The organism is Streptomyces sp. NBRC 110035 (assembly GCF_000829695.1).
In the GTDB taxonomy this organism is placed as follows: Bacteria; Actinomycetota; Actinomycetes; order Streptomycetales; family Streptomycetaceae; genus Streptomyces.
Genome location: NZ_BBNN01000016.1, coordinates 1 through 22,372, shown reverse-complemented (window position 1 = coordinate 22,372; position 22,372 = coordinate 1). Strand labels below are relative to the sequence as shown.

20 protein-coding genes and 1 pseudogene are annotated in these 22,372 nt (G+C 72.4%); 18 read left to right on the top strand and 3 right to left on the bottom strand.

Annotation, left to right across the window (positions count from 1 at the left end):
* Window positions 1-17: 17 nt before the first annotated feature.
* The 3 genes from TU30_RS02695 to TU30_RS02685 all read right to left on the bottom strand — a co-directional run bounded on the left by TU30_RS02695 (window position 18) and on the right by TU30_RS02685 (window position 2,982).
* The gene (locus TU30_RS02695) at window positions 18-980 is read right to left on the bottom strand and encodes an NAD(P)-dependent oxidoreductase (RefSeq protein WP_042164039.1); all 963 of its coding nucleotides are present in this window, start codon (window positions 978-980) and stop codon (window positions 18-20) included.
* 8 nt (window positions 981-988) lie between these two features.
* Window positions 989-1,612, bottom strand: a complete 624-nt coding sequence (locus TU30_RS02690; RefSeq protein WP_042164037.1) for a dTDP-4-dehydrorhamnose 3,5-epimerase family protein — start codon at window positions 1,610-1,612, stop codon at window positions 989-991.
* Between the two features lie 77 nt (window positions 1,613-1,689).
* Window positions 1,690-2,982, bottom strand: a complete 1,293-nt coding sequence (locus TU30_RS02685; protein WP_042164036.1) for an activator-dependent family glycosyltransferase — start codon at window positions 2,980-2,982, stop codon at window positions 1,690-1,692.
* Window positions 2,983-3,239: 257 nt separating this feature from the next.
* Here TU30_RS02685 and TU30_RS02680 point away from each other — a divergent pair, with 257 nt between their 5' ends.
* The 18 genes and pseudogenes from TU30_RS02680 to TU30_RS02600 form a co-directional block, all read left to right on the top strand.
* Window positions 3,240-3,803, top strand: coding sequence for a PadR family transcriptional regulator (locus TU30_RS02680; RefSeq protein ID WP_042164035.1), 564 nt, complete (start codon window positions 3,240-3,242; stop codon window positions 3,801-3,803).
* A gap of 103 nt (window positions 3,804-3,906) precedes the next feature.
* Entirely contained in the window at window positions 3,907-4,851 is a 945-nt protein-coding gene (locus tag TU30_RS02675) for a hypothetical protein (RefSeq protein WP_234307770.1), read from the top strand.
* Window positions 4,852-4,978: 127 nt separating this feature from the next.
* Window positions 4,979-5,314, top strand: a complete 336-nt coding sequence (locus TU30_RS02670; RefSeq protein WP_042164031.1) for an antibiotic biosynthesis monooxygenase — start codon at window positions 4,979-4,981, stop codon at window positions 5,312-5,314.
* The gene (locus tag TU30_RS02665) at window positions 5,311-6,579 is read left to right on the top strand and encodes a beta-ketoacyl synthase (RefSeq protein ID WP_042164030.1); all 1,269 of its coding nucleotides are present in this window, start codon (window positions 5,311-5,313) and stop codon (window positions 6,577-6,579) included. Before TU30_RS02670 ends, TU30_RS02665 begins: the two co-directional genes overlap by 4 nt.
* Window positions 6,576-7,799 (top strand): ketosynthase chain-length factor, encoded by a 1,224-nt coding sequence (locus tag TU30_RS02660; protein WP_042164029.1) that lies wholly within the window; start codon window positions 6,576-6,578, stop codon window positions 7,797-7,799. Before TU30_RS02665 ends, TU30_RS02660 begins: the two co-directional genes overlap by 4 nt.
* The gene (locus TU30_RS02655) at window positions 7,796-8,830 is read left to right on the top strand and encodes a ketoacyl-ACP synthase III family protein (RefSeq protein WP_042164027.1); all 1,035 of its coding nucleotides are present in this window, start codon (window positions 7,796-7,798) and stop codon (window positions 8,828-8,830) included. Before TU30_RS02660 ends, TU30_RS02655 begins: the two co-directional genes overlap by 4 nt.
* Complete coding sequence (locus TU30_RS02650) at window positions 8,827-9,870, top strand: acyltransferase domain-containing protein (RefSeq protein ID WP_042164024.1); 1,044 nt, start codon at window positions 8,827-8,829, stop codon at window positions 9,868-9,870. The genes TU30_RS02655 and TU30_RS02650 overlap by 4 nt, the downstream gene beginning before the upstream one ends.
* A 182-nt stretch (window positions 9,871-10,052) precedes the next feature.
* Window positions 10,053-11,303 (top strand): P450-derived glycosyltransferase activator, encoded by a 1,251-nt coding sequence (locus TU30_RS02645; protein ID WP_042164023.1) that lies wholly within the window; start codon window positions 10,053-10,055, stop codon window positions 11,301-11,303.
* Between the two features lie 34 nt (window positions 11,304-11,337).
* Window positions 11,338-12,618: an activator-dependent family glycosyltransferase gene (locus tag TU30_RS02640; protein WP_042164022.1), complete on the top strand. Its 1,281-nt coding sequence runs from the start codon at window positions 11,338-11,340 to the stop codon at window positions 12,616-12,618.
* Between the two features lie 73 nt (window positions 12,619-12,691).
* Window positions 12,692-13,675 (top strand): dTDP-glucose 4,6-dehydratase, encoded by a 984-nt coding sequence (gene rfbB, locus TU30_RS02635; RefSeq protein WP_042164021.1) that lies wholly within the window; start codon window positions 12,692-12,694, stop codon window positions 13,673-13,675.
* A gap of 90 nt (window positions 13,676-13,765) precedes the next feature.
* The gene (locus TU30_RS02630) at window positions 13,766-14,755 is read left to right on the top strand and encodes a daunorubicin resistance protein DrrA family ABC transporter ATP-binding protein (protein ID WP_042164020.1); all 990 of its coding nucleotides are present in this window, start codon (window positions 13,766-13,768) and stop codon (window positions 14,753-14,755) included.
* Window positions 14,752-15,582, top strand: a complete 831-nt coding sequence (locus TU30_RS02625) for an ABC transporter permease (protein WP_042164018.1) — start codon at window positions 14,752-14,754, stop codon at window positions 15,580-15,582. Before TU30_RS02630 ends, TU30_RS02625 begins: the two co-directional genes overlap by 4 nt.
* 169 nt (window positions 15,583-15,751) lie before the next feature.
* A complete protein-coding gene (locus TU30_RS02620; RefSeq protein ID WP_042164017.1) occupies window positions 15,752-16,237 on the top strand; it encodes a glutathione peroxidase in 486 nt (161 codons plus the stop codon).
* A 78-nt stretch (window positions 16,238-16,315) separates the two neighbouring features.
* A complete protein-coding gene (locus tag TU30_RS02615; protein ID WP_042164015.1) occupies window positions 16,316-18,616 on the top strand; it encodes an excinuclease ABC subunit UvrA in 2,301 nt (766 codons plus the stop codon).
* A gap of 310 nt (window positions 18,617-18,926) precedes the next feature.
* Window positions 18,927-20,153, top strand: coding sequence for a transposase (locus TU30_RS33540; RefSeq protein WP_199816816.1), 1,227 nt, complete (start codon window positions 18,927-18,929; stop codon window positions 20,151-20,153).
* A complete protein-coding gene (locus TU30_RS36355; protein ID WP_199816815.1) occupies window positions 20,125-20,517 on the top strand; it encodes a transposase in 393 nt (130 codons plus the stop codon). Before TU30_RS33540 ends, TU30_RS36355 begins: the two co-directional genes overlap by 29 nt.
* A 251-nt stretch (window positions 20,518-20,768) precedes the next feature.
* Window positions 20,769-21,707, top strand: a pseudogene (locus TU30_RS02605) (IS701 family transposase); the annotation flags it as partial.
* 95 nt (window positions 21,708-21,802) lie between these two features.
* Window positions 21,803-22,372 (top strand): transposase (locus TU30_RS02600; RefSeq protein ID WP_199816814.1); only part of this gene is annotated, 570 nt, incomplete at its 3' end.

Below are 22,372 nucleotides of genomic sequence, written 5' to 3'. Positions count from 1 at the left end.
GCGTGTATGCGTCCGGTTCATCCGGTCCCTCCCGGCGGCTCGGCGTCCCCGGCCGCGTCCCACATCGCCCGCAGTGACGCGTCGAGGGGGATCAGCGGCCGCCAGCCGAGGAGGTCGGCGGCCAGGCCGATGTCGGCGCAGGTCCAGCTGCCGCCCTTGCTGGCGATCGCCGCCGGGCGCAGCCGCACGGCGGCGGGGTCGACGCCCGACACCTTGACGAGGACGTCGACGAGGTCGGCCATCGGTACCGCCTCACCGCGCCCGATGTTGACCACCCGGCCCGGGCCGGGCGCGGCCACCGCCGCGACCGCCGCCCTGGCCAGGTCCCGCACGTCGACGAAGTCGCGGCGGGCGTCGGCCACGTCGAGGGTGAGCGTCTTGCCCGGGGCGAGGGCGCGCAGCCTATCCGCGACGATGCCGAGGAAGCTCGAGGTGGTGGTATGCGGCCCGCAGACGTTGACGGCCCGCAGGACGAGCGCGTCGATCCGGCCGGCGCTCGACTCGCCGAGCAGATGCTCGGAGCCGGCGCGCTTGGTGGCGCCGTACGAGGTCAGCGCGCCGGGGGCGCGGTCCTCGCCGATGAGGACGCCGTCCTCGACGGGGCCGTACTCGTGGATCGAACCGAGCTGGACGACGCGCAGCCGCCGGCCGGTCGCGGCACAGCCGGCGGCGAGCCGTTCCGGCAGGTCGACGTGGGCGCTGCGCATCGTCTCGGCGGTGGTCCCCCAGCCGCCGGTGGCGTTGACGACCGCCGCCACCCCGTGTCCGTCGAGGAGCGCGGCGAGCCGGCCGGGCGCGGCGGCGACGACGTCGAGGGGGACGAAGGCGTGGGCGCGGGTGTGCGGGGCGGGGCGGCGGGCCACGGCGAGGACCCGGTGCCCGGTCCGGAGGAGTTCGGCGCAGACCGCGCGCCCGACGGATCCGGTGGCACCGAGCACCGCGACCGTGCCGGCGGGCCCGCCCTTCGGGTCGGCGTCCATCGGCGCGCTCAGCGCGGGCCGCCGGAGCCGGGGGACCAGAGCCGCTCCTCGACCGCCCGGGAGGTGGCGTAGTCGGGGAGGATGCCCTTGTCGCGGGCCTCCGCGAAGGAGAGGGCCTCCCTGTCGCGGTCCGACTGCACGACGTCAAGGCCGGACGGGAGGGTGATGCCCAGGCCCTCGTCGAAGATGTCGAGGGCGAGTTCGTGCTCGGCGACGTAGGCGCTGGTGAGCATGTACGACATCACGGTGTCGTTCTCCAGAGCCACGAAGGCGTGCCCGACGCCGACCGGGAAGTACGAGGCACGGAAGTGGAGCTGGTCCATCTCGACCGCGTCCCACCGGCCGAAGGTGGGCGAGCCGACCCGCAGGTCGACCACGATGTCGACGGCCCGGCCGCTCGCGCAGTACACGTACTTGGCGGTGCCGGGCGGGGTCGCCGTGAAGTGGATGCCGCGGATGGTGCCGCGGCGAGAGACGCTGTGGTTGGTCTGGGCGACCGGGAAGCCGGGCCGTCCCAGGGCCTGGGCGAACGCCTCCTGCTGAAAGGGGGAGACGAAGAGGCCGCGCTGGTCGGCGAATTGGCGGGGGGTGAACTCGTACGCCCCCTCGACCTTGAGACTTCGGACCTGCATTGTTCGGTTCACCGTCCGGGGGGTAGTCGGATATGTCGGGGTTTCCGGGGGCGCCGCCGGGTCCGCGGTCTGGCCGGTCATCGGCGGCGGTGCTCGACGGCGAGCCGCTCCAGCGTGGGAACGACCTGCGCCGGCGCTGGGGCGGCGAGCGCCTCGTGCCGGAGCGCCATGGCGTTGCGCTTGAACTCCGGCTCCTCCAGGAGTCGGACGAGTAGCTCGCGCAGGCCCTTGGCGCTGAGCTTGCCCGGCACGTAGAGGCCGGTACCGTGGGCTTCGAGGTAACGGGCCTTGTTGATGGTGTCCCAGACGCCGTCGACGACGATGAGCTGCGGGACACCGTGGATCATCGCGGTGCCGAAGCTGCCGGCGCCGCCGTGGTGGATGACCGCGTCGCAGCTCGGCACGAGCGCGTCGAGCGGCACGAAGTCGACGGCCCGGACGTTGTCCGGGACGGTGTCGAGGTCCTTGAGCTGGTTCTCGTTGAGGGTGGCGACGACCTCGACGTCGTCGAGCCCGGCGACCGCCTCCAGCAGGTCACCGATGGAGGCCCGGTCGCTGCCGAGCACCTCGCGGTGGGCGACTCCGAGGGTGAGGCAGATCCGGCGGCCGCGCTTCGGCGGTTCCTGGAGCCACTGCGGCACCGTCGACTGGCCGTTGTACGGCACGTACCGCATCGGCACGTAGTCGAGGTCGACGGGGAGACGCATCGACTGGGGCATCGGGCAGACGGTGAAGTCGCCGGTGACCGCGGCCTCCTCGAAGGAGGCGCCGTGCCGCTCCAGGCTCCAGGTGAGCCACTCACGGAGCGGGTCGTCGCGCAGCTCCGGCGGCCGGGAGGCGAGCTGCTCCAGGAAGGTCTGGCGCATGTTGCCCGCCAGGTCCATGCCGAAGAGGACCCGGCCGTGGGCGGCGCCGGTGGCGATCGCGGCGACGGCACCCGCGAAGGTCATGGTGTCCCAGAGGACGAGGTCGGGCTTCCAGGAGCGACAGTGCTCGACCAGCTCGTCGACCATCCGGTCGGAGCAGCAGTTCTGGAAGACCACGGAGGTCATGGCGGTGAACACGCCCAGCGTGTAGTCCCAGGTGAGGCGCTCCGGGCGGGTCTCGCTCATGTCGAGGCCAACCTGTGCCTGGCTCTCCAGCTGGTCGACGTCCTGCCCGATGTTCTCCTGGGTCTCCTGCATCTGCTCGTCGAGGTGGAGCTCCTCGCCGACACCGACGGCGGTCAGTCCCGTCTTGGTGATCTCCTCGACGAGATCGGGATGGCTCGCGATCCGGACGTCGTGTCCCGCGGCCCGCAGGGCCCAGGCCAGCGACACCTGCGCGTGCATGTGCGACTTGGCGGCGAAGGTGGTGAAGAGTACCCGCATCCCTACCCCTGTTTCCAGCGAAGACCTGTCTGTGTCCAACGTCCGCACCACCCTCGGCCCGCTTCCTCGTACGGCGGTCGAAAGTCGTTGCAGGGGCGCTCGACCGGGGGCCCTCGGACCGCCCTGACCGGTACCTGCTGCCTGGAGAACAGCAGGTCATGCACTACCGTGGAATCCGGTCGGCGAACTCCGGCCACGAGCGGAGTGCCGGTTCCGGTCCCGCCCCGGAATCACGTCGGACATGTAGCAGGGAGACCATGTCAGCCACACGATTGCTGGTACTCGGGGTCGTACGGATGCACGGCAAGGCACACGGCTACCTGGTACGTTCCGAGCTGCTCTCCTGGGGCGCGGACGAGTGGGCCCACATCAAGTTCGGCTCGATCTACCACGCGCTGCGTCAGCTCGCCAAGGAAGGGCTGCTGACCTTCACCGACATCGCCGGCTGGCCTGGCCGGGTGGACTACGAGATCTCGCCGACGGGTGAGGAGGAGTTCCTCCGCCTGCTCCGCGACGCGCTCCGGCAGGGCAACAACCGCCCGGACATGCTCGGGGCAGCGATCGTCCTGCTGCCCTCGCTGCGTCGCGAGGAGGCGATCGGTCTGCTGAAGGAGCGGATCGCGTCACTCGCGGCCGAGCACGGCGGGGTGGCCGACCGGGTCGACGAGACGGCGGGCGAGCAGCCGGACCGCGCCCACGTGCGGGAGCTGCTCGGGCTCTGGGATCACAGCGCCGCCAGCCAGGCCGCGTGGGCCCAGGGCCTGATCGAGCGTCTGGAAGCGGGCGCGTACGTGATGTACGGGGAGAATCCGGCCTCCTGAGTCCCCGGGGGACGACCCCACCGGCAGAACGGCCGGACGCCAGGTGATACTCAAGTTTGTGCATCCATGGTGCCGGCCCCAGGAGGACATCGCCGTGCCGATCATGCTGAGCCCGCAGGACGTGGACGACGTCTTCGACGACGAGAGCTTCCTCGAGGAACGCTTCGCCGACGTCCAGCGACTGCTCCTCGAATCCCGCCACCCGCCCGGCGCCGACACCCTCGTCAGCGTCCCTTCCAGCCGCTTACGGCTCACCGTCCGGCCCGACGTCCCCGGACCCCTCGGCCGCTGCTCCACCATCCGGATCGACCCCTCGCCGCCCGCCCCCGCGGCCCCCGCCACCGGCCGCGTCGAACTCGTCCTCGCCGACGACGGCTCGCTCCTCGGCCTCGCCGACGCCGGGGCCCTCGACGACTGGCGCGCCGCCGTCCCCTCGGGCCTCGCCGCCCGCTACCTCGCACCCCCCGGCCCGCAGGCCCTCGGCCTCTTCGGCGCCGGCGCACAGGCGTGGGCCTGTCTCCTCGTCCTGCGCCGCGCCCTCCCCTCGCTCGCCGTCGTCCGCGTCGTCGGCCGCGACCGGGCCGGCGCCAAGGACTTCGCCCTCGCCGCCGGCCGGCACACCGGCCTCAAGGTCGTCGCCGACGACGACCCCCGCACCGGGGCCCGGCACGCCGACGTCGTCGTCGCCACCGGCGGCCACCCGCCGGTCCGCGCCGACTGGCTCACCGCCGGCGCCCTCCTCATCGACCAGACCGACACCACCCGCCAGGCCTTCCCACCCCGGCCCGCTCGCCCGACCATCCGCAGCGTCCGCCTCGCCCCCGCCGGCCGCGCCTCCGCCGTCCCCGACGCCGGCACGCCCGACTGCCTCGCCCTCGGCGAGATCGTCGCCGGCCGCGCCCTGCCCCGCCGCGCCGGCGCCGACGTCCTCCACTACCGCTCCGACGACCTCGCCGGCTGGGACACCACGGCCGCCGCCGCCGGGCTGCGCCAGGCATGGCGCCGCGACCTCGGCACCGCCCTCCCCGTGGGCCGCACCTACCGCTGACGCAAGGGCTTCATCCAGCCGTCTTCTAGGCCTCCGCTAGGGCCCCGCGAGCCACGTCGCCGAGGGTGGCAGCTCCTCCCCCGGCACAGTCGCCGCCGGAGTCCCGGACGATGAGGAGAGCGCTGCCATGTCAGCTGAGCAGCCCGGCCCCACCACGAGCGGCCCGGCCACTTTCGTCAACAGCTTCACCCTCCACACCACCCCCGAGAAGTTCGAGGAGGTCTTCGCCCGCACCGCCCGGTTCCTGGAGGACCGGCCCGGCTTCCTCGGCTACACCCTCGTCCGCCACGTGGACGAGCCCGACCGGTACGTCAACATCGCCCGCTGGGCCGACCCGTCCGCCTTCCGCGCCGCCGTCACCGACGCCGGATTCGTCCCGCACGCCCAGGCCCTGCGGGCGATCAGCACCAGCAGCTCGAACCTCTACGTCGAGCGCCGCAGCGTCACCGCGGAGACCCGATGACGCGGCGCGTCGCCATCACCGGCATCGGCGTGATCGCCCCCGGCGGCATCGGTACCAAACAGTTCTGGGACACCGTCACCGCCGGCCGCACCGCCACCCGGACCATCAGCCTCTTCGACCCAGCCCCCTTCCGCTCCCGGATCGCGGCCGAGTGCGACTTCGACCCGGTCGAGCACGGCCTCGTCGGCGAGCATGTCGAACAGCTCGACCGCGCCGCCCAGTTCGCCCTCGCCGCGCTGCGGGAGGCGGTCGCCGACAGCGGCCTCGCCACCGACCCCGACCAGGCCCACCGCACCGGCGTCAGCCTCGGCAGCGCCGTCGGCTGCACCCAGAAGCTGGAGCAGGAGTACCTCGCCCTCAGCGGCGGCGGCCAGGAGTGGCTGGTCGACCACGCCGCCGCCGGCAGCCGCCTCTACGACCAGTTCGTGCCCAGCTCCATGGCGGCCGAACTCGCCTGGGCCGCCGGCGCCGAAGGCCCCTGCACCGTCGTCTCGGCCGGCTGCACGTCCGGCCTCGACTCGGTCGGCCACGCCGCCGCCCTCATCCGCGAGGGCGCCGTCGACGTGATGATCGCCGGAGCGACCGACGCCCCGATCTCCCCGATCACCGTCGCCTGTTTCGACGCCATCCGCGCCACCTCGCCCCGCAACGACGACCCGGCGACCGCACTCCGCCCCTTCGACCGGACCCGCAACGGCTTCGTCCTCGGGGAGGGCGCCGCCGTCCTCGTCCTGGAGGAGCTGACCGCCGCCCGCCGCCGGGGCGCCCGCGTCTACGCCGAGATCGCCGGCTACGCCTCCCACGGCAACGCCTACCACATGACCGGACTCCGCCCCGACGGACGGGAACTGGCCGCCGCCGTCACCGACGCCCTCGCCGAGGCCCGGCTCCCCGCCGACGCCCTTGGCTACGTCAACGCCCACGGCACCGCCACCAAGCAGAACGACGTGCACGAGACCGCCGCCCTCAAGCGTGCCCTCGGCACCCACGCCGCCCGCGTCCCGGTCAGCTCCATCAAGTCGATGATCGGCCACTCCCTGGGCGCCATCGGCTCGATCGAGATCGCCGCCACCGCCCTCGGCCTCGCCCACGGCGTCATCCCGCCCACCGCCAATCTCCACGACCCCGACCCCGAGCTCGACCTGGACTACGTGCCGCTGCACGCCCGGGAGACCCGCATGGACACCGCCCTCACGGTGGGCAGCGGCTTCGGGGGCTTCCAGAGCGCCATGGTCCTGCGCCTCCCCGAGGGGAGGGCCGCATGAGCGTCGTCGTCACCGGCATGGGCGTCGTCGCCCCCACCGGCCTCGGACTCGACCGCTACTGGGCGGCCACCCTCCGCGGCGAGTCCGGCATCCGCCGCATCCGCGCCTTCGACCCCGACTGCTACCCCACCCGGCACGCCGGCGAGGTCACCGGCTTCGACCCGGCCGACCACCTGCCCAGCCGGCTCGTCCCGCAGACCGACCGCATGACCCAGTTCGCCCTCACCGCCGCCGACTGGGCCGTCGCCGACGCGGCCGTCGACCTGGACACCATCCCCCCGCTGGACCGCGGGGTCGTCACCGCCAGCGCCTCCGGCGGCTTCGGTTTCGGACAGCGCGAACTCCAGCACCTGTGGGGGGAGTCCCCCAAGAAGGTCAGCGCCTACATGTCCTTCGCCTGGTTCTACGCCGTCAACACCGGCCAGATCTCCATCCGGCACGGACTCAGCGGCCCCACCGGCGTCTACGTCGGCGAACAGGCCGGCGGCCTCGACGCGATCGCCCACGCCCGCCGCCAGATCCGCTCCGGTACCCGGTTGATGCTCTCCGGCGGCATGGACTGCTCGCTCTGCCCGTACGGCATGGCAGCCCAGCTCGCCGGCGGCCGGCTCAGCCCCGGCGCGTACCGCCCCTTCGACGGCCGCGCCACCGGGCACCTCCCCGGCGAGGGCGGCGCCATGCTAGTCCTGGAGAGCGCCGAGCACGCGAGGGAACGCGGCCGTCACCCGTACGGCGAGATCGCCGGCTTCGGCTCCACCTTCGACCCGCGCCCCGGGTCCGGCCGCCCGCCGACCCTGCGGCGCGCCGTCGAACAGGCCCTCGCCGACGCCGGCACGGACCCCGGGGAGATCGCCCTCGTCCTCGCCGACGGCGCCGGTCTGCCCGAACCGGACGCCGCCGAGGCCGCCGTGCTCACCGAGGTCTTCGGCCCCCGCGGCGTCCCCGTCACCGTGCCCAAGACGGGCACCGGCCGCCTCTACTCCGGCGCCGGACCGCTCGACGTCGTCACCGCCCTGCTCGCCCTGCGCGACGGACTCGCCCCGCCCACGGTCAACGTCGACCGGGTGCCCGACGCGTACGGCCTCGACCTGGTCACGGACCGGCCGCGCCCCGTCACGGGCACCGCCGCCCTGGTCCTCGCCCGCGGCCACCACGGCTTCAACAGCGCCCTGGTCGTCCGCTCCGCGGGCCACGCAGTCTCCGCCGGAGCCGCCGCGTGAACACCGGGGAGCTGTACATCCAGGGCACCGGCACCTGGCTGCCGCCCGCCGAACGGATCTCCGACGCCGTCGCCAACGGCCGCTGCGACCCGGCCGTCGCCCGCGCCACCCGTATGGAGTCGGTCACCGTCTCCGCCGGCGACGCCGGCCCCGAGATGGCCGCCCGGGCCGCCCGCACCGCGCTCGCCCGGGCCGACGCCGGCCCCGCCGACATCGACCTGGTGCTGCACGCCAGCTTCTACCACCAGGGCTTCGACATCTGGGCGCCCGCCTCGTACGTCCAGCACCACTCCGTCGGGAACCACTGCCCGGCGATAGAGATCCGCCAGGTCTCCAACGGCGGCATGGCCGCCCTCGACCTGGCCTGGGCCTACCTCGCCGCCGCCCCCGGACGGTCCGGCGCCCTCCTCACCACCGGCGACCGCTTCTGCCCGCCCGGCTTCGACCGCTGGCGCAGCGACCCCGGCACCGTCTACGCCGACGGCGGCACCGCCCTCGTCGTCTCCCGGCACCCCGGCTTCGCCCGGGTCCGCTCCGTCGCCACCGTCTCCGCCCCCGACCTGGAGGGCATGCACCGCGGCGACGACCCCTTCGCGGCCGCCCCGCTCGGCCACCGGCCCGTCGTCGACCTGGAGGCGCACAAGCGGGACTTCCTCGCCCGGTACGGCACTTCCCCGGCCGTCGCCCGGGTCTCCGCGGGCCAGGAGACGGTGGTCAAGCAGGCGCTCGCCGAGGCCGGACTCGGGCTCGCCGACATCGACCGCTTCGTCCTGCCCCATCTCGGCCACCGCCGGCTCCACGTCGCCTACCTCGCCAAGTTCGGCATCGACCCCGAACGCACCACCTGGTCGTGGAGCCGCACCGTCGGCCACCTCGGCGCCGGCGACCCATTCGCCGGCCTCGACCATCTCGTCTCCGGAGGCGCCCTCCGGCCCGGCGACACCTGCCTCCTCTTCGGCGTCGGCGCCGGCTTCAGCTGGTCCTGCGCCGTCGTCGAGATCCTCACCCGGCCGACCTGGAGGGACCGATGACCGACCACACGGCGGAGACCGCCGGACCGTCAGGCGACCGCCCCGTCGCCCTGCTGCTGCCCGGCCAGGGCTCCCAGCACGTCCGCATGGCCGCCGGACTCCACGGAGTCGAACCCGTTTTCACCGACGCCATGGACGAGGCCCTCGCCGCGCTCGCCGCCCCCGGCCCACTCGGCCTCCGGACAGCCGGCCTGCGCGAGGACTGGCTCGACTGCCGCGACAGCGCGGTCACCGGCCACGTCACCCGCTCCCAGCCGCTGCTCTTCGCCGTCGACTACGCCCTCGGCCGGCTCGTCCTCGACTGGAGCATCCGCCCCGTCGCGCTGCTCGGCCACAGCATCGGCGAGGTCGCCGCCGCCGTCCTCACCGGGATCTTCACCCTGCGGGACGCCGCCGCCCTCGTCCACGACCGGGTCACCCGGCTCGCGGACGCCCCGCCCGGCGGCATGGTCGCGGTCGCCGCCTCCCCGGAGGAACTCGCCCCGCTGCTCGGCGGCGAGGTCGTCGTCGCGGCCGTCAACGCCGTGCGCCAGACCGTCCTCGCCGGACTCGCCGGACCGCTGCGCGCCACCACCGAGGAGCTGCGGGCCGCCGGCTTCGTGGTGCGGCCGGTGGCCTCCTTTACCGCCTTCCACAGCCCGGCGCTCGCCCCCGCCATGGAGGGCGCCGACGACCTGATCGCCGCCCTGCCGGTGGGCGACCCCGCCATCCCCGTCATGTCCGGCTACACCGCCCGCTACCTGACGCCCGCCGAGGCGAAGGAGCCCGGCTTCTGGTCCCGGCAGCCCCTCGACCCGGTCCTCTTCTGGCCCGCCCTCGACGCCCTCCTCGACGGACGGGACCTCGTCCTCGTCGAGGCCGGACCCGGCCAGGGCCTCTCCCAGCTGGCGCGCCGCCACCCCGCCGTCCGCTCCGGCCGGTCCGCCGCCGTCCCGCTGCTGCCGCCCGCGGCCGGCCCGCCCGAGGCCGACCTCGCCGCCGTGCGCGCCGCGGCCGAACGGCTCCGGCCCGGACGGACGGCCGGGCCCGGCGGGGTGTAGCTCGCGTCGAGTGCCCCTGGAGGCGGCGCGGTTAGCGTCGGAAGCGACCTTCCCGCCATCTCCACGCATACGCCGTGGATCGCATCCAACCAGAGTATGAACCGCAGAGCGCACCAGACCTGTGTGCCACGTAACAGACCTGCCCACCCACGGACCCGAGGGTCCTTTCCCAGGACGGTGTCATGCTGACCAAGCAGACCAACAGCGAGCTGGGCCGCCACCTGCTGACCATCCGAGGTGTCCAGTTCATCTTCGGCGCCCAGGGCGACCCCTTCGCCCTGATCCTCCGCGCCGGCGACGACGACCCGCTCAGCCACGGCGCGCGCGCCCGCGAGCAGGGCCTGCACGAGAGTGCGGCCGGCGCGTGGGTCACCGCGAGCCACGCGCTCGGCGCGCGGATCCTCGGCGACCCCCGCTTCTCCGCGCGCCACGCGGAGGAGGGCCCGCAGCACCACCCGGGCGTCGACGTCTGGGAGGACCCGCTGCTCTGCCACGTCGTCCCCGTCGACGACGCCCGCCTCAACCTCGAACCCGCCGCGTACGAACGGCTCGCGCGGATCGCCGCCCCGCTCCTCGGCGCGGGCGCGCTGGCCGGCCGGACCGCCGACGTGGAGCGCGCCTACCGGGAGGCGGTCGCGAGCGCCGGTGCTCGCTTCGACCTGTACCGGGACGTCGCCGTCCCAGCCGCGCTCACCGTGGTCGCGGAACTGCTCGGGCTGCCGGCCGGCGGCCGTGGGCGGCTGGCCGAGCTGCACGCCGGGCTGGCCACCGCCTTCGACGCCGGCCACTGCCCGCAGCAGCTCCCCGCCGCCCGCGCCTTCCTGGAGGCCGAGACCGCGCTCTCCGAGGAGCTGGCCTCCCTGGTCGCCTCCGGCCGCGCCACCGGCCTCGCCGGGCTGGCCGGAGCGGACCCGGAGGACGCCGTCGCGATCGGAGTGCTCGCCGTCGTCATCGGTGTCGAGACCACCGCGACCGCCGTGTGCAACGCGGTGGAGACCCTCCTCGCCCACCCCGGTCAGTGGGAGCGCCTGACCCGCGACCCGTCCTTCGCGGCCGGGGCCGTCCGGGAGGCGCTGCGGCTCGCGCCGCCGCTCCGCTTCGAGAGCCGGATCGCCCGCGAGGCCGTCGAACTCGACGGGGGGACCGTCGAGGAGGGCCGGCGGATCGTCGTCCTCGTCGACGCGGCCAACCGCGACCCGGAGGTGTTCCAGGACCCCGACGCCTTCGACCCGGAGCGCCCCGGGGGCCTCTCGCTGACCCGTACCGGCGGCCCGGCCGACGCCGTCACCGCCGACCTGGTGCGGATCCAGACCGAGGCGGCCGTCCGCGTCCTCGCCGAGCAGCGGCCGGCCCTGCGGATCGGCGCCGCGGTGCTGCGCCGGGCCCGTTCCGCCGTCCTGCGCGGCGTGCTGCGCTTCCCTGTCGTCGCATGATCCGCCCGTCGGCCACCACGGAAGGAGACGCCCGGTGCGCGTACTGCTGACCGCGTTCGCCCAGGACGCCCATCTCAACGGCATCGTGCCGCTGGCCTGGGCGCTGCGCACCGCCGGCCACGAGGTGCGGGTCGCCAGCCAGCCCGGCGCGATCGAGTCCATCACCCGGGCCGGGCTGACCGCCGTGCCAGTGGGCGACGACCACCGCATGGATGACGTCATCCGCACCGTCGGGTACGGGATGCTCCTGCACCACCTGGACCGCGACTACCTGGAGAACCGGCCCGAGCGGCTGAGCACCGACTACCTGCGGGCCTCCAACGCGATCCTGACGTCGACCTTCTACCCGCAGATCAACAACGAGTCGATGATCGACGGGCTGGTGGAGTTCGCCCGGTACTGGCGGCCCGACCTGGTCCTCTGGGAGCCGTTCACCTTCGCCGGGGCCGTCGCGGCCAAGGCCACGGGGGCGGCCCACGCCCGGCTGCTGGCCTTCCCCGACCTGTTCGCCCGCACGCACCTGGAGCTGCGCCGCCGTGAGGCGGAGCTGCCGCCGGAGCTGCGCGACGACCCGATGGAGGAGTGGCTCACGTACACCCTCGACCGGCACGGGGCCGCCTTCGACCCCGACGTCGTCACCGGGCAGTGGTCGGTCGACCAGATGCCCGCCGGGGTGCGGATGGAGCTGGGCCTGCCCCGGCTGCCCATGCGGTACGTCCCGTACAACGGGCCCGGTCCGGCCGTCGTCCCGGAGTGGCTCCGCGAGCCGCCGGAGCGGCGCCGGGTCTGTCTCACCCTGGGGCTGACGATCCGTGACACGGAGTTCCCGAACGCCATCGACCTCGACGAGGTGCTGGCCTCGGTCGGCGACCTGGACGTGGAGGTCGTCGCCACCCTGAGCGAGACCGAAGTGGCCGGCGTCTCCAAGGTCCCGGACAACGTCAGGGTGGTCGACCACGTCGCCATGCTGGCGCTGCTGCCGACCTGTTCGGCGATCGTCCACCACGGCGGCGCCGGCACCTGGGCGACGGCAGCCGCCTACGGCGTGCCGCAGGTGGCGCTCGGCTGGATGTGGGACGCCATCTACCGGGCCCAACGCCTGGAGGACCTGGGCGCCGGCCTGCACCTGCACTCGGAAGGGCTGACGGTGGACGTGCTCCGCGACAAGCTCGTCCGGGTGCTGGACGACCCGTTCTACCGGGACGGGGCGCGGCGGCTGCGCCGGTCGATGATGATGGCGCCGACCCCCAACGAAGTGGTGCCGGCCATCGAGAAACTGACAGCACGGCATCGCCCGGCGACCGCCGGGCACTGACGGACCACACGGCGGTGCGGGTGTGGTGGACGGGATCTCCCGCCCGCCCGCCGTACGACAGGAGGGAACGGGCGTGAACATCCTGGTGACCGGAGCGGCCGGCTTCATCGGCTCGCACTTCGCGCGCTCGCTGCTGGACGGCGGCTGGCCGGAGCGCGAGGACGACCGGGTGACCGCGCTGGACCGGCTGACCTACGCGGGCACCCTGAACAACCTGCCCCTCGGCCACCCGCGGCTGGACTTCGTCCGCGGCGACATCTGTGACACGGCGCTGCTGGACAAGATCATGCCGGGTCACGACGCCGTGGTGCACTTCGCCGCGGAATCGCACGTGGACCGCTCGGTGGAGGGCGCCGAGGCGTTCGTCCGCACCAATGTGCTCGGCACCCAGGCGCTGCTGGACGCCGCCCTGCGGCACGGCACCCGGGTCTTCGTCCAGGTCTCCACGGACGAGGTGTACGGGTCGATCGCCGAGGGGCGCTGGACCGAGGAGGAGCCGCTGCTCCCCAACTCGCCGTACGCGGCGTCGAAGGCGTCCGCGGACCTCTTCGCCCGCGCGTACGCCCGTACCCACGGGCTCGACGTGCGGATCACCCGGTGCGCCAACAACTACGGTCCTGGGCAGCACCCGGAGAAGCTGATCCCGCGCTTCACCACCCGGCTCCTCGACGGGCTGCCGGTGCCGCTGTACGGGGACGGGTCGAACCTGCGGGAGTGGCTGCACGTCGACGACCACTGCCAGGCGGTACGGCTGGTGCTGGACCGGGGCCGGGCGGGGGAGATCTACAACGTGGGCGGCGGCACCACGCTCACCAACCGGGAGATGACCACCCGGCTGCTCGACTTGTGCGGGCGGGACTGGGACCTGGTGGAGCGGGTCGCGGACCGGCAGGGCCACGACTTCCGGTACGCGGTGGACGACGCCAAGATCCGACGCGAGCTGGGGTACGCGCCCCGCCGGTCGCTCGACACCGAGCTCGCCGCGACGGTGGCCTGGTACACCTCCCACCGCGCTCACTGGGAGGCCGGCGGAGCCCTTCCGTCCGAGCCTTGCTAAAACTTGAATATCCGGAGCGCCTTCCCCTATGCTCGCGGGGTACCCAAATTTGAGCACCCGAAGGCAAGCGCCTTGAAAGAAGGGGTGGGCATGGCTGACGCCGATCTGGCGATCCAGACCGAGGCTCTCATGAAGAGATACGACGACAAGGAGGCCCTCTCCGGGTTCGATCTAGAGGTACCGCGGGGCATGGTCTACGGACTGCTCGGCCCCAACGGGGCCGGCAAGACCACCGCGGTCCGCGTGCTGTCCACCCTGCTGAAGGCCGACGGGGGAACGGCCCGCGTCGCCGGCTACGACGTCTCCACCCAGGCCTCCCAGGTCCGGCAGCGGATCGGCCTTCTGGGCCAGCACGCCGCCGTCGACGAGGGCCTGAGCGGCCGTCAGAACCTGGTGATGTTCGGCCGCCTGTACCACATCGGCAAGCGCAACGCGCAGCTCCGCGCCGACGAGCTGCTGGAGCGCTTCAGCCTCACGGAGGCCGGTGACAAGCCGGCCAAGCAGTACTCCGGAGGCATGCGGCGCCGCCTCGACCTCGCCGCCAGCCTCATCCTCGCCCCCGGCGTCCTCTTCCTCGACGAGCCCACCACCGGACTCGACCCCCGGGGACGCAACGACGTCTGGGAGTCCGTCCGCGGCCTCGTCGCCGACGGGCGCACCGTACTGCTCACCACGCAGTACCTCGAAGAGGCCGACCAGCTCGCCGACATGATCTCCCTGATGGACGGCGGCCGAATCGTCCAGACCGGCACCCCCGACCAGCTCAAGAACAAGCTCGGCGGCGACCGCATCGAGGTCGTGCTCCGCAGACCGCACGACCTCGACGCCGCCGGCCGGATCATCGGCTCGCTCCTCGGCGCCGCCCCCGACGTGGACGCGGACAGCCGCCGCGTCGGCGCCGTCGTCAGAGACCGGGTCGCCGCCCTCACCGCGGTCGCCCGCGCCCTCGACGAGAACGGCATCGAGGCGGAGGACATCGCCCTGCGCCGGCCGACCCTCGACGAGGTCTTCCTCAGCCTGACCGGCAACGGGGCTGCCGTCTCCGCCGAGCAGCGCAACAAGGAGGTCATCTCCTCATGACCGCGATCATCGCCCCCGAGGTGCCGACCAATCCGGTCGTCAAGCTGGGCTGGGTCCTCGCCGACTCCTGGACGCTCACCCTCCGCGGACTCTCCCACTGGGCCCGCAACCCCACCCAGATCCTCGCCGGGCTCGCCTTCCCGATCCTGATGGTGCTGCTCTTCGGCGGCATCTTCGGCAGCGGGATGCAGGTCGAGGGTGGCGGGAACTACATGGAGTACCTGATGCCCGGCATGTTCGTCATGTCGATGGCCTTCGGCATCGGCGAGACGATGGCCGGCGTCACCGCCGACGCCTCCAAGGGCGTCACGGACCGCTTCCGCTCCATGCCCATGTCCGCCGGATCGGTCGTCCTCGGCCAGTCCATCGTGAACATGCTGTACAGCACCGTGGTCCTCGTCATCCTCATGGGATGCGGCGCCATCGTCGGCTGGTCCTGGCACGACGGCTTCGCCCCGGCGCTCGGCGGCTTCGCCCTGCTCCTCCTGCTCCGGTTCGCGCTGCTCTGGGTCGGCATCTACCTCGGCCTCGTCATCAGCTCCCCGGAGGCGACCTCCGCCGTCTACACGCTGCTGTTCCCGCTCGGCATCGTCGCCAACACCTTCGCCTCCCCGGAGATGATGCCGGGCTGGCTCGGCACGATCGCCGAATGGAACCCGCTCTCCTCCACCGCCCACGCCACCCGTGAACTCTTCGGCAACCCGGGCGTCGGGGGCACCTCCTGGATCGCCGAGAACGCCATGCTCATGTCGTTCGTCTGGCCGCTCCTGATCTCCCTGGTGTTCTTCCCGCTCGCCGTCCGCAAGTACCGCTCCCTGAGCCGGTAACGGACCCCGACCAGGGTGCGGGCCGGTATCCCCCGAACCAGCCCGCACCCCGCCCCGCCTCCCGGGCCCCCGACACGGGGCCCGGGAGGACCACCCCGTCGAGCGGGTGCCGAGAGCCCCGCGAGGCGGAGTCGACCGGCCCCGGACCGACCCGTCCTAGCGTGCGGACATGACCTTCTTCGACATCGCCATCGCCGGACTCGACGGGACCCCCGACCTGCTCTCCCGCCACCGGGGCAACCCCCTTCTCATCGTCAACGTCGCCTCCGGGTGCGCGCTCGCCGCCGACCAGTACCCCGCCCTGGAGGCGCTCGCGCACAACCACCGGGCGGACGGCCTGGTCGTCGTCGGCGTGCCCTGCAACCAGTTCGGCGAGCAGGAACCGGGCACTGCCGAGGAGATCGCCGCCCAGTGCTCCGTACGCCGGATCACCTTTCCCCACACGGAGAAGACCGAGGTCAACGGAGCCGGCCGGCACCCGCTCTACACGGCCCTCACGCCGCTCGCCGACGCGGAGGGCCAGACCGGCGACGTGCGCTGGAACTTCGAGAAGTTCCTCGTCTCCGCCGCCGGCCACCCCGTGGGCCGCTTCGCGCCCACGGTCGACCCCCAGGACCCCGCCCTGCTGAAGGCCGTCCGCGCCCAGCTGCGGTGAGTCCGAAGGGGCGACGACGCCGCACCACAGGGCGTCCGTCCCACGACGCCACGTCATACGCCGCAGAGAGGACCATTCGTGAACCAGACGCCGCCCACCTCACCGGACGAGGGCATCCAGGTCGTCGGTGCCCGGGAGAACAACCTCAAGAACGTCTCCCTCGTCATCCCCAAGAACCGGATCACGGTCTTCGTCGGCGTCTCCGGATCCGGTAAGTCCTCCCTGGTCTTCGACACCGTCGCCGTGGAGGCCCAGCGGCAGCTCAACGCCACCTTCCCGTGGAACATCCGGCACGACCTCCCCAAATTCGAGCGCCCGGATGTCGACGCCGTCACGAAGATCACCACCCCGGTCGTCGTCGACCAGCGCCCCCTCGGCGGCAACGCCCGCTCGACCGTGGGCACCGTCACCGACGTCTACACCGTGATGCGCGTCCTCTTCGCCAACCACGGCGGCGACGGCCTCGGCCAGACCTGGCTGTACTCCTTCAACGACCCCAAGGGCATGTGCCCCGAGTGCGAGGGGCTCGGCCGCGCCCGCCGCCCCAACCCCGAGCTGATGATCGACCGCTCGCGGTCCATCGCGGAGGGCGCCATCCGGGTGCCCGGGCACACTGTCGGCAGCTCCAGCTGGCAGTTCTACGCCCACTACGAGCGTCTCGACGCCGACAAGAAGATCGCCGACTACACCGAGGAGGAGCTGCACACCCTCCTCTACGGCAGCGGCGGCACCGTCGAGATCAGCTATCCCAACGGCAACGTCCTGGCCCTCAAGTACGAGGGGCTCGTCGACAGCTTCGTCCGCCGTCACCTCAAGCGCGACTCGGCCGGCATGAGCAAGGCGGCCCGCGACGCGGCGGCCGAGTTCTTCTCCGAGGGTCGCTGCCCCACCTGCGACGGCGCCCGCCTCAACCAGAAGGCCCTGGCCACCCGGATCGACGGCCGGAACATCTCCGACTGGTCCCAGATGCAGGTCAGCGACCTCATCGCCGTCGTTTCCGCGCTCCAGGAACGGCTGGACACGCCGCTCGTCACCACCATCCGCGAAACGCTGGAGCAGATCGAGTCGATCGGCCTGGGCTACCTCACCCTCGACCGCTCCACCTCCAGCCTCTCCGGCGGCGAGGGCCAGCGCCTCAAGCTCGTCAACCACCTCGGAAGCGAACTCACCGGCCTCACCTACATCTTCGACGAGCCCAGCGTCGGTCTGCACCCACGCGACGTCAGCCGGCTCAACGAACTGATCCGGGCGCTGCGTGACAAGGGCAACACCGTCCTCGTCGTCGAGCACGACCCCGACGTGATGGCCGTCGCCGACCACGTCGTCGAGATCGGCCCGCGGGCCGGCGTGCACGGCGGCACGGTCGTCTTCGAGGGAAGCCACGCCGAGCTGAAGGACACCGACACCCTCACCGGGCAGGGGCTGCGGCGCATCGGCGGGCTCAAGGAGACCCCGCGCCCCTTCGGCCGGACCCTGCCGGTCCGCGATGCCACCGTGCACAACCTGAAGAACGTCTCCACCGAGATCCCGGCCGGCGTCCTCACCGCCGTCACCGGCGTCGCCGGCGCCGGCAAGAGCTCGCTGATCGCCCACGCCTTCCGCGCGCAGTACCCGAACGCGGTCTTCGTCGACCAGTCGTCCATCGCGCGCTCCTCCCGCTCCACCCCGGCCAGCTACCTCAAGCTGATGGACCCGATCCGGAAACTCTTCGCCAAGGCGAGCGGCGAGGACGCCGGCCTCTTCAGCTTCAACTCCAAGGGCGCCTGTGAGGAGTGCGAGGGCCGCGGCGTCCTCATCACCGAGGTCGCCTACATGGACCCGGTCACCACCCACTGCGAGAGCTGCGAGGGCCGCCGCTTCAAGGAGTCGGTGCTCCGCCACCGGGTGCGCAGCAAGAGCATCGCCGATGTGCTGGAGATGTCGGCGGAGGAGGCCACCGAGTTCTTCCCGTCAGGCCCGCTGCGCACCCGGGTCGGCTCCCTGATGGAGACCGGCATCGGCTACCTCGGCATCGGGCAGTCGCTCGCGACCCTCTCCGGCGGCGAGCGCCAGCGGCTCAAGCTCGCCGACCGGCTCTCCGGCTCGGGCACCGTCTACATCCTCGACGAGCCGACCACCGGCCTGCACCTGTCGGACATCGACAGGCTGCTCGGCCTGCTCAACCGGATCGTCGACCGGGGCAACACGGTCGTCGTCATCGAGCACGACCTCGCCGTTGTCTCCCAGGCGGACTGGGTCATCGACCTCGGCCCCGAGGGTGGCAACACCGGCGGCGAGATCGTCTTCACGGGCACGCCCGCCGAACTCCTCCGCGCGCCGCACTCGCACACGGCGGAGCACCTGCGGCTGTACTTGGACCGCCACCTCCCGTCGGCCTGACGGACCCCGCGGGCGGTTACTCCCCCAGGGGGGCCGCCTGCGGCCGTTCCTAGTGCCGTGACCGGCAATGTTTGCCCCATAGGGAGCGTCGTCCGGTGCGTGCGATCGCACGGCGGCCGGAAGTCCTTGTAGCGGAGCTACCAGGGCTTTTGGCCAACGCGGCGAGCGTGTGTGCTGGGCGGCGCGACGGGGCAAACATTGCCGGGAGGGGCACTAGGTGACTGGTGTTAATCGTGTGAGCTCGCGTCGGGTCTTCGACCTGTGCCAGGCTGCCGGGTGTTGGTCGCCGGGTGTGGGGAGAGGTTGAGCGATGGCAGTGGGCCGGACTCCGATGCAGCCGGGGTTGCTCTCCTCCACGGCGGGTTTCTGCGAGGGTCGGCTGGCGTCGAACTCGATCTACGCGGTGCTGCACCGCGAGTGCCGGGCGTTGTTCCCCGATGAGATGTTCGCGGATCTGTTCGCCGAGGACGGCCGCAGGTCGGTGCCGCCGATGATCGTGGCAGTCGTGATGGTCCTGCAGCGTCTGGAGGGCCTGTCCGATCGTGAAGCGGTCGAACGGTTCGCCTTTGACGTGCGCTGGAAGTACGCCGCCGGCGGGCTGGATTTCGATCATCCGGGGTTCGTGCACACGGTGTTGGTGGACATGCGTGCGCGGCTGGCCGCTTCCGCCCGCCCGGACCGGATCTTCGAGCGGACGGTGGAAGTGGCCGCTCAGGCGGGGCTGGTCGGCCGCAGGCGGGTGCTGGACTCGGCGCCGATCTATGACGCGGTGGCCACGCAGGACACCATCACGCTGATCCGTTCGGCTGTACGAGGCCTGCTGCGGGCTGCCGATCATGTGCTGCGGGCCCAGCTGCGGGCGGTGATCTCCAGCGGGGACGCCTACACCAGCACGGCCAAGCCGGCCATCGACTGGACGGATGCGGCCGAGCGGGAAGCCATGATCGATTCACGGGCGCGCGATGGGTATGCGCTGCTGGCCGTGCTGGAGGGCCGGGTGCTGGAGCAGCAGGTGGACCAGGCCGCGCGCCTGCTGGCCACCGTGCTGGGCCAGGACCTGGAGCAGGACCAGGACCGGGGCGTCTTCCGGATCGCCCGCAAGGTGGCCAGGGACCGGGTCATCTCCACGGTCGATCCCGAGGCCCGGCACGGGCACAAGACCGTGAGCCGGTCCTTCGACGGCTACAAGGGCCACGTGGCCGAGGACCCCGACAGCGAGGTCATCACCGCGACCGCGGTCAGTGCGGGCAACGTCGGTGACGCCGAGCCCGCCGCCGGGCTTATGGCCGACATCCTCCCCTCGCCCGCCCCGGACGAGCAGGTCGAGGAGGAGCAGGTCGAGGTCTACGGTGATGCCGCTTACGGGACCGGGCCGCTGCTGGCCGAACTGGCCGATGCCGGCGTCGACGTCATGGTCAAGGTGCAGGCGGCCAACGCACCGGGCGGACGGTTGTCCAAGGACGCCTTCACCATCGACCTGGAAGCGGGGCAGGGCACCTGCCCGATAGGTGAGCGCCGCGATCCGCCCGCAGCGTGACGGCGGCGGGGTGGCCCGCTTCGGGGCCGCCTGCGCCGCCTGCCCGCTGTCGGCCCAGTGCACTACGGCCAGGGACGGCCGCGTGATCAGCATCGGCCCGCACGAGGAGCACCTGGCCCGGGGCCGGGCACGCAGTTCCGACCCCGCCTGGCTGGCCGCCTACCGAGCCACCCGGCCCAAGGTCGAACGCAAGATCGCCCACCTTATGCGGCGACGACACGGCGGACGCCGGGCTCGAGTACGCGGCCGGGCCAAAGTCGGCGCCGACTTCTCCCTGCTGGCCGCCGCCGTCAACATCGCTCGGCTCGGCGTGCTCGGAATCATGTCCACAGGACGTGGAAACTGGGCGATCTCCACCGGCTGACCGCTCCGAGGGGGGCTCAGGGACACACGAGCAGCTCGTCACCGCCGCACAGCGCCCTGAACGGGCTTCAGGACGGGCACGGGCCACTTGCCGAACGGCCACACCTCCAGCGGGCGACAACGCTCTGACGCCTCCACTGCGAACCGGTACACCCCGGGACGCGTCACTTAACACCAGTCACCTAGTACTGCAACCGCAGCTGCCGTGACAGGTGCTCGATTGGCTCGTTGTACCGACTGTGCGATGAATCGTTGACGGTGGAGCAGATTGAGTCGTGGTCCGAGGGGATAGCCGGGTTCCACGCCCGGTTCGCCCACCGTTTCGGCAGGTCGGAGCCCCGCGAGCGGGCGTCGGACTACCTGAACGGGTTGCTCGCGCCGCTTGAGAAGAAGAACGGGTGGACGCTGTCGGAGCAGGTCGGGCAATTGCGCCCCGACGGCGTCCAGCGCCTGCTCAACCACTCCGACTGGGATGAGAACGCGGTCCGTGACGATGTGCGGGACTTCGTCGTGGAGACCATCGGTGCCAAGGACGCGGTGCTGATCGGTGACGACACCGGCTTCCTGAAGAAGGGCACCAAGTCCGCCGGTGTCCAGCGTCAGTACACCGGCACAGCCGGCCGCACGGAGAACAGCCAGATAGGAACATTCCTGGCCTACGCCTCTGCCAGGGGGCGGGCGTTGATCGACCGCGAGCTCTACATCCCCGTCTCCTGGACGGATGACCGTGACCGCTGCCGCGCGGCCGGGATCGACGACGAGGTCCCCTTCGCGACCAAGAACGAGCACTTCAAGTGGATGCTGCAACGCGCCATCGATGCGGGTGTCCCGTTCGCGTGGGTCACCGCTGACGAGGCATACGGGCAGGTCAAGCACCTGCGAGTGTGGCTGGAGGAACGTCGGGTCGCGCACGTGCTGGCCACGAAGGTCAACGACACCGTGATCACTGCGCACGGCGCGGACGCGCGGGTGGACCAGCTGGTCGCCGCGTTGTCCCGCCAGCGGTGGAAACGGATCTCCGGCGGGGCCGGCGCGCATGGTGAGCGGATGTACGACTGGGCGCGTGTCGCGATCCGCCCGTCCTGGGAGAACGGCTTCGGGCACTGGGTGCTGGCCCGACGCAGCGTCAGCGACCCGAGTGAGATCGCCTACTACGTCTGCTACGGCCCGGTCGCCTCCCGACTGAAAGACGACTCTGGTGCGCAATTCCTGACTGTGCGTCTGGTGGTTGCGGCATGATCGTTCCTGCGGGGCGTTTCCTCCGTCCACGGCCGCAGGGGTGAGAGATGTCGATGCGTCCCAAGGACCTGCCGCCGGTCCCCGAGCAGACCGCGGCCGTGGCCCGTAAGGCGTTGCCCAAGGGGAGCTTGGCGATACGCGTGCGCGACCACCTCGGCGGGGTCTTCACCGATCAGCCGTTCGCCGGGGCGTTCGGTACGCGCGGCGCCCCGGGGCTGTCGCCGGGTGTGTTGTCGCTGGTGACGGTGCTGCAGTTCGCCGAGAACCTGACCGACCGGCAGGCCGCGGCCATGGCGGTGCGGGCCATCGACTGGAAGTACGCCCTCGGGATGGAGCTCGCCGACACCGGCTTCGACCACACAGTGCTGCCCCGCTTCCGCGCCCGCCTTGCCGAACACGGCTTGGAGCGCGCCGTGTTCGACCGGCTGCTGGAGCACTGCAAGGAGGCCGACCTGGTGGCCGCCGGCGGCAAGCAGCGCACCGACGCCACCCATGTCATCAGCGCGGTACGGGACCTGAACCGCACGGAGCTGGCCGGGGAGAGCGTCCGCGCGGCTCTGGAGGCCCTCGCGTCCGCGGCCCCGTCCTGGCTGGCCGACACGATCGACGTGGCGGAG

What these genes read in the sequence shown, in the direction of transcription:
- TU30_RS02645 (WP_042164023.1), top strand. Translation starts at nt 10,053, where the DNA reads ATGCTGACCAAGCAGACCAACAGCGAGCTGGGCCGCCACCTGCTGACC.
- TU30_RS02665 (WP_042164030.1), top strand. Translation starts at nt 5,311, where the DNA reads ATGACGCGGCGCGTCGCCATCACCGGCATCGGCGTGATCGCCCCCGGC.
- TU30_RS02620 (WP_042164017.1), top strand. Translation starts at nt 15,752, where the DNA reads ATGACCTTCTTCGACATCGCCATCGCCGGACTCGACGGGACCCCCGAC.
- TU30_RS02680 (WP_042164035.1), top strand. Translation starts at nt 3,240, where the DNA reads ATGTCAGCCACACGATTGCTGGTACTCGGGGTCGTACGGATGCACGGC.
- TU30_RS02690 (WP_042164037.1), bottom strand. Translation starts at nt 1,612, where the DNA reads ATGCAGGTCCGAAGTCTCAAGGTCGAGGGGGCGTACGAGTTCACCCCC.
- TU30_RS33540 (WP_199816816.1), top strand. Translation starts at nt 18,927, where the DNA reads ATGGCAGTGGGCCGGACTCCGATGCAGCCGGGGTTGCTCTCCTCCACG.
- TU30_RS02675 (WP_234307770.1), top strand. Translation starts at nt 3,907, where the DNA reads ATGCTGAGCCCGCAGGACGTGGACGACGTCTTCGACGACGAGAGCTTC.
- TU30_RS02660 (WP_042164029.1), top strand. Translation starts at nt 6,576, where the DNA reads ATGAGCGTCGTCGTCACCGGCATGGGCGTCGTCGCCCCCACCGGCCTC.
- TU30_RS02695 (WP_042164039.1), bottom strand. Translation starts at nt 980, where the DNA reads ATGGACGCCGACCCGAAGGGCGGGCCCGCCGGCACGGTCGCGGTGCTC.
- TU30_RS02625 (WP_042164018.1), top strand. Translation starts at nt 14,752, where the DNA reads ATGACCGCGATCATCGCCCCCGAGGTGCCGACCAATCCGGTCGTCAAG.
- TU30_RS02630 (WP_042164020.1), top strand. Translation starts at nt 13,766, where the DNA reads ATGGCTGACGCCGATCTGGCGATCCAGACCGAGGCTCTCATGAAGAGA.
- TU30_RS02650 (WP_042164024.1), top strand. Translation starts at nt 8,827, where the DNA reads ATGACCGACCACACGGCGGAGACCGCCGGACCGTCAGGCGACCGCCCC.
- TU30_RS02670 (WP_042164031.1), top strand. Translation starts at nt 4,979, where the DNA reads ATGTCAGCTGAGCAGCCCGGCCCCACCACGAGCGGCCCGGCCACTTTC.
- TU30_RS02685 (WP_042164036.1), bottom strand. Translation starts at nt 2,982, where the DNA reads ATGCGGGTACTCTTCACCACCTTCGCCGCCAAGTCGCACATGCACGCG.